This is a genomic window from Romboutsia sp. 13368 (genome assembly GCF_018336475.1).
In the GTDB taxonomy this organism is placed as follows: Bacteria; Bacillota; Clostridia; order Peptostreptococcales; family Peptostreptococcaceae; genus Romboutsia.
In genome coordinates, this window is record NZ_CP048741.1 from 351,341 (window position 1) to 356,939 (window position 5,599).

5 protein-coding genes are annotated in these 5,599 nt (G+C 28.6%); all 5 read left to right on the forward strand.

Annotated elements, in window-relative coordinates:
* The first annotated feature begins 35 nt into the window (after positions 1–35).
* Positions 36–731 (forward strand): DNA/RNA nuclease SfsA, encoded by a 696-nt coding sequence (gene sfsA, locus G3997_RS01395; RefSeq protein WP_296646935.1) that lies wholly within the window; start codon positions 36–38, stop codon positions 729–731.
* An 89-nt stretch (positions 732–820) separates the two neighbouring features.
* Positions 821–2,086: a 30S ribosomal protein S1 gene (locus G3997_RS01400; RefSeq protein ID WP_296646938.1), complete on the forward strand. Its 1,266-nt coding sequence runs from the start codon at positions 821–823 to the stop codon at positions 2,084–2,086.
* A gap of 67 nt (positions 2,087–2,153) precedes the next feature.
* Complete coding sequence (locus tag G3997_RS01405; RefSeq protein WP_296646942.1) at positions 2,154–2,867, forward strand: phosphatase; 714 nt, start codon at positions 2,154–2,156, stop codon at positions 2,865–2,867.
* 206 nt (positions 2,868–3,073) lie between these two features.
* Positions 3,074–5,038: a YgiQ family radical SAM protein gene (locus tag G3997_RS01410; protein ID WP_296646946.1), complete on the forward strand. Its 1,965-nt coding sequence runs from the start codon at positions 3,074–3,076 to the stop codon at positions 5,036–5,038.
* Positions 5,039–5,249: 211 nt separating this feature from the next.
* On the forward strand, positions 5,250–5,599 hold a 350-nt coding region (locus G3997_RS01415), incomplete at its 3' end, for an ECF-type riboflavin transporter substrate-binding protein (RefSeq protein ID WP_296646951.1).

Genomic DNA, 5,599 nt, shown 5'->3' on the forward strand with positions numbered 1-5,599 from the left:
CATGAGCGAAGCGAATTTTTTATAAGGAGAATAAAATGAAATATAATAATATAGTTGAAGCAAAGTTTTTAGAAAGACCAAATAGGTTTATATCTTATTGTGAAATAGATAATAATATAGAAAAAGTACATGTTAAAAATACAGGTAAATGTAAAGAATTATTAATACCAAATTGTACTGTATTTTTAGAAGAAAGTGATAATCCGAATAGAAAGACAAGATATTCTTTAATTGCAGTTCAAAAAGGTAATCGTTTGATAAATATGGATTCTCAAGTACCAAACAAAGTGGTATATGAAGCTTTGTTAAATGGTAAGATAATTCTGCCTGGATTAAATGAAAAAATTACAAAAATAAAACCAGAGACAACATATGAAAATTCTAGATTTGATATATACTTAGAAACTGAAAGTAAGAAAGCTTTTATAGAAGTTAAAGGAGTTACACTAGAAGAAAATGATATAGTTATGTTTCCAGATGCAAAAACTGAAAGAGGTGTAAAGCATATAAATGAGTTAGTAAAAGCATCTAAAGAAGGATACTTATCATATATAGTTTTTGTAATTCAAATGAGTGATGTAAAATACTTTACGCCAAATGATAAAAAGCACAAAGAGTTAGGAGATGCACTTAGATTTGCAAAAGATAATGGTGTAAATATATTAGCTTATGACTGTTTTGTTTCTAGAGATACTATAGAGATTAAAGATGAAGTTAAAGTTATATTATAATTGAAAATATTTTCATAAAGATTAAAAAATATAAAATAATAATGGTATAATATTCATAAAAGAATTAAATGAGAAAGGACGAATAGATAATGACAAATAATTTAACTATGCAGGAATTATTAGAACAGCAAGAACAAGAATTTAATCAAGTTAGAGCTGGTCAAACTATAAGTGGAAAAATATCTAAAATAACTAATGATGAAGTTACTTTAGAGTTAAACTATGGGTTTGATGGAGTTATAAAAAATGAAGAATTAAACTTACCTAAAGGTAAATATGCTAGTGATGTATATAAAGTAGGGGATGAGATAACTGCTATAATAACTAGAGTTTATCAAAAGGATGGAATAATAAATTTATCTAAATTACAATTAGATGAAAAAGCAGATTATTCAGACTTAGAAAAAGCTTTCGCAGAACATAGAATATTAACTGTTCAAGTTGAAAAAGCTATAGAAAGAGGGGTATTTGCTAAACATAATACTCAAACTTTATTCATACCTATATCTCAATTAGATACTAAGTTTGTTGATAAAACAGAAAATTATGTAGGTAAAAACTTAGAAGTATACATAAAAGAATTAGATGCTAAGAAAAATAGAATAGTTGCTACTCATAGAGAAGTACTACAAGAACGTTTAGATAAAGAAAGAGAAGAAAGAAGAGCTCGTATAAAGGCAGAAAAGGAAGCTGAAAGAGCGAGAGTAAAAGCAGAGAAAGAAGCTCATATAGCAAAAGTAAATGCAGAAAAAGAAGAATTATTTAACTCTCTAGAAGTTGGACAAAAAAGAGAAGGTAAAGTTACTAAGTTAATGCCTTATGGAGCTTTTGTTGATATAGGTGGAATAGAAGGATTACTTCACTTAAATAACTTATCTTGGGAAAAAGTAGAATCTGTTGAAGATATGTTATCTGAAGGACAAGAAGTTCAAGTTTATGTTCTTGATATAGATAAAGAGAATAAAAAGTTTGCACTAGCTTTAAAAGACATAAACAATGATCCATGGGAGTTAATAAAGCAAGATGTTCAATTAGATGATATAGTAACTGGAGAAGTTGTTAGAATAATAGAAAAAGGTGCTATAGTTAAAATAAGAGAAGGTGTAGATGCATTTTTACCTATATCTGAATTAAGTGAAGAAAGAGTTGTAAAGGTTAGCAGTGTAGTTAACATAGGCGATACAGTTAATGCTATGGTTATAGAATTTAAACCTAAAAACAGAAGAATGGTGTTATCTATAAAAGAAGCAAATAGAGAGCCAGAAGAAGATTACTCTGAATACTTAGAAACAGAAGATTCTTTAGGAAGTTTAGGAGAATTATTCAAAGACAAATTTAAAAACTTACAAAAATAATTAGTTAGTACAGGGTATATACTTTAATATATATCTTGTACTTAATTTATAGTGAAAGGACAAATATATGAAAGCTTTAATAGATTTACATACACATACACTTGTAAGTGGACATGCATATAGCACAATTAAGGAAAATGTAGAATCTGCAAAATTAGCAGGTCTTAAATATATAGGTCTGTCAGAGCATGCTCCTAATATGCCAGCTGCTCCTCATGCATATTATTTCCAAAATGTTCATGTTATACCTAAGGAAATTGATGGTGTAAGAGTTATACAAGGTATAGAAGCAAATATATTAGATTATGATGGAAATATAGATGTAACACCTGATATGGTAGTTCATATGAGTTACATGTTAGTTAGTTTACATCCACCATGCATAAATAGTGGAAGTAAAGAACAAAATACAAATGCTGTGGTAAATGCTATGAATCATGAAAAAGTAAAAATAGTAGCACATTTAGATGATAGTAGATATCCAGTAGATTATGAAAGAGTAGTAAAAGCAGCTAAAGAAAAAGGAATAGCATTTGAAGTTAATAATTCATCTTTAAAACCAAATACTTTTAGAGAAGGTGCTTGGGATAATGTTAAAGAGCTTCTTAAATACTGTAAAGAATACGGTGTTAATATAATAATGGGAAGTGATGCACATATATGTTACGATGTAGGGAACTTTACTTATGCAGAAAAAATAATAACAGATAATGATTTCCCAAAAGAGTTAGTTATAAACTACCATGAAGATAAAATAAAGAGACTTTTAAATATAGACTAAAAAAGAGAGTTTTAAAACTCTCTTTTTTAGTCTATATTTAAATAGAAAAATTTAAATTTGATTTATATTTATAGATAATTTTATGCAGNNNATATAATATTTATTAAAATGAGATTAAAAGAATTGACTTTTAATGATATAATTATAGTTTATAAGACAAAATAATGGATATATACAATAAAAGTATAAAATAAGCAGGTGATATAATGGAAAATAAATTTTTACCGATATGCAAGCAAGATATGATAGATAGAGGATGGGAACAACTTGACTTTGTACTAGTTACAGGAGATGCATATGTTGACCATCATAGTTTTGGGACAGCAATAATATCAAGAGTATTAGAAAATGCTGGATACAAAGTAGGAATAATAGCACAACCAGACTGGAAAACTACAGATGATTTTATGAAACTAGGAAGACCTAGACTTGGATTCTTAGTAAACTCAGGAAATATGGACTCTATGGTAAATCATTATTCAGTAAGTAAAAAACATAGAGATAAAGATATGTATTCTCCTGGTGGAAAAATGGGATGTAGACCAGATAGAGCTGTTATAGTTTACTGTAACAAAATAAGAGAAGCATATAAAGATGCCAATATAATAATTGGTGGTATAGAAGCTAGTTTAAGAAGATTTGCTCATTATGATTATTGGGGCGATAAAGTTAGAAAATCTATACTAATAGACAGTGGAGCAGATTTATTAGTTTACGGAATGAGTGAAAAGCAAATAGTAGAAGTTGCAAATGCATTAAATGATGGATTTGAACCTAAATATATAAGACATATAAATGGTACATGCTATGTAGCGGATACTAAAGAAGAAATATATGATGATTATGTAGAAATACCATCATATAAAGCAATATGTGAAAGTAAAGAAGAATATGCTAAGGCATTTAAAATTCAATATGATGAACAAGATCCATTTAGAGGTAAAGCTATAATACAAAGACATGGTGATAAATATTTAGTTCAAAATAAACCAGAGGTACCTTTAAATAGAGAAGAGCTAGATGCAGTTTATGCATTACCATATGCTAAGGATTATCATCCTATATATAAAGAGCAAGGTGGAATACCTGCTATAGAAGAAGTTAAATTTGGTATAGTAAGTTCTAGAGGATGTTTTGGTAGTTGTTCATTCTGTGCAATTACATTCCATCAAGGTAGAGCTGTACAAAGTAGAAGTCATGAATCTATATTAGAAGAAGCTAAATATATAACAGAGCTTCCAGATTTTAAAGGATATATACATGACGTTGGAGGACCTACTGCAAACTTTAGACATGAAGCTTGTAAAAAGCAAATAACAAAGGGAGCTTGTAAGCATAGACAATGTCTTCATCCAGAGCCATGTAAAAACTTAAAAGTTGATCATACTGACTTTGTAGAACTTCTTAAAAAAGTAAGAAGTTTACCAAAAGTAAAGAAGGTATTCGTACGTTCAGGAATAAGATATGACTATGTAATGGCAGATAAAGACAATAAGTTTATGAGAGAACTTATAGAGCATCATGTTAGTGGTCAATTAAAGGTTGCACCAGAACATATTGCGGAAGAAGTTTTACAATATATGCAAAAACCAGCAGGAAACACATATGATAGATTTAGACAAAAGTTCTTTGATATAACTGAAAAAGTAGGCAAAAAGCAATATATTATACCTTACTTAATGTCATCTCATCCAGGTTCTACGCTTAATAGTGCTATAGAACTTGCAGAATATTTAAGAGATATAAAATATCAACCAGAGCAAGTTCAAGATTTCTATCCAACACCAGGAACATTATCAACTACAATGTTCTATACAGGATTAGACCCATTAACAATGAAACCTGTATATGTACCAAAATCAAAACATGAAAAAGCAATGCAAAGAGCATTACTTCAATATAGTGCTCCAAGAAATTATGATTTAGTATATCAAGCATTAGTTGAAGCAGGTAGAGAAGACTTAATAGGTATGGCTCCAAGATGTTTAATAAAACCTAGAGAAGCAAGAGGTTATTCAAATAGAGCGTACTCAAATAAAAAGGTAAGTAAATCTTCTAATAATAAAAATTCTAAGCAAAGAAATAATTCTAAAGGTAGTTCTTCAAAAGCAAAGAATAAAAATGAAAGAAATACTAAAAATATAAGTAAGACAAAAAGAAAAAGAAGATAATATAGATAAAGGATATGAGTGCTACTCGTATCCTTTTATTGTATAACCTACTTTTATTGATAATTTTCGCATTTAACATTATACTAAAATTTACGTTAATTTTAAAAAATATAGAAATATACATCTAAAAATAGAGAGGTATAAGGATGAAAAAAATAACAAATTTTCAATAAGGACTATAGTTGCAATAGGAATAGGTGCAGCTGTATTCATGATACTAGGAAGATTTGGATCTATACCGACTGGAATACCTAATACTAATATAGAAACTGCATATGCTTATTTAGCGTTAATGGCCATATTATATGGTCCAGCAGCAGGATTTTTAATTGGGCTTATAGGTCATGGATTAAAAGATTTAGTATTCTATGGAATGCCATGGTTTAGTTGGGTAATATCTTCTGGAGTAGTAGGACTTATTATAGGATTAGTATGGAAAAAATTAAGAGTCAATGATGGTGAATTTGGGACTAAACAAGTTATATTATTTAATATTACTCAAGTTATAGCAAATATAATAGCATGGTTTTTAGTAGCCCCTACTTTAGATATAGTAATATA